Source organism: Campylobacter concisus (genome assembly GCF_902460595.1).
GTDB lineage: Bacteria > Campylobacterota > Campylobacteria > Campylobacterales > Campylobacteraceae > Campylobacter_A > Campylobacter_A concisus_BL.
In genome coordinates, this window is record NZ_CABPVA010000047.1 from 1 (window position 1) to 661 (window position 661).

Consider the following 661-nt stretch of genomic DNA (forward strand, 5'->3'; position numbering starts at 1 on the left):
AATATGCTTATGTTATTTGTTTATCATTAATAGGGGTGCTAATAAATTTTGTCTTAAATTATCTTTGGATAAGTAAGTATGGTATCGTAGGTATAGCTTTGGCAACTCTTGTTTCAACTGGTGTTATTATAGCCCTAAATCTGCTGATAATTCATTATAAAGAGAATTTACATTTAAGCTATAAAAATATACTTTTTGAGTTTATGAAGTATTTGTTGGCAGCGGGTACCTCTTTTGTTACTATTAGAATGCTCAGTCTGCCATTTTTTGTGAGTAGTGTTTTGTTTTTTGTCTTTAACTATGTGATATTAGTTTTGTTAAGGAATGAATTTATAATAAGAATTTATAGCATGATAAGGAAAAGATAGTATGTGTGGATTGGCTGGATTTTGCGATTTTAATAAAAAACGGGGCATGGATAATTTAATAAACATGACAGACGTTTTACGGCATAGAGGTCCAAACGATAGTGGGTATGAATTTTTTGAAAATGAAAATTTTAATTTAGGCTTAGGCCATCGCAGACTATCGATACAGGATCTATCAAAACACGGACACCAACCAATGTTTGATAAAACTGGTCAATATATTACTATTTATAATGGTGAAATATATAATTTTAAAGAATTTTACGATGAACTCTTAGGTGATGGTGTTAAAT

At 29.8% G+C, this 661-nt stretch carries 1 protein-coding gene and 1 pseudogene; both read left to right on the forward strand.

Translation table 11 applies throughout. The annotated features are described in order from the left end of the window. Nucleotides 1–368: polysaccharide biosynthesis C-terminal domain-containing protein (locus F3G86_RS10245; RefSeq protein WP_188116473.1), on the forward strand; the 368-nt coding region annotated here is incomplete at its 5' end. A 1-nt stretch (nucleotide 369) separates the two neighbouring features. After that, nucleotides 370–661: pseudogene (locus F3G86_RS10250) on the forward strand (asparagine synthase (glutamine-hydrolyzing)); the annotation flags it as partial.